Source organism: Bradyrhizobium uaiense (assembly GCF_010811875.1).
GTDB lineage: Bacteria > Pseudomonadota > Alphaproteobacteria > Rhizobiales > Xanthobacteraceae > Bradyrhizobium > Bradyrhizobium uaiense.
Genome location: NZ_VKHP01001213.1, coordinates 1 through 223, shown reverse-complemented (window position 1 = coordinate 223; position 223 = coordinate 1). Strand labels below are relative to the sequence as shown.

Annotated in this window: 1 protein-coding gene; it reads left to right on the top strand. The window is 70.4% G+C overall.

Going from position 1 to position 223, the window contains the following annotated elements:
• On the top strand, positions 1-223 hold a 223-nt coding region (locus tag FNJ47_RS49345), incomplete at both ends, for an NAD-dependent epimerase/dehydratase family protein (protein WP_163163917.1).

Sequence of the window (223 nt, the reverse complement as noted above, 5' to 3'; positions counted from 1 at the left end):
CAGCGTTTGAACTGAAGGGCAAGACGGTCTTCGTCGCCGGCCATCGCGGCATGGTCGGCTCGGCGCTGATGCGCCGGCTGGCGCGCGAAGAGGCCGATCTGCTGACGGTGTCGCGCAGCGAGGTCGACCTGCGCGACCAGGCCGCGGTCAACGCCTGGTTTGCCGCGAAGCGGCCGCAGGCCGTGTTCCTCGCTGCGGCCAAGGTCGGCGGCATCGTCGCCAA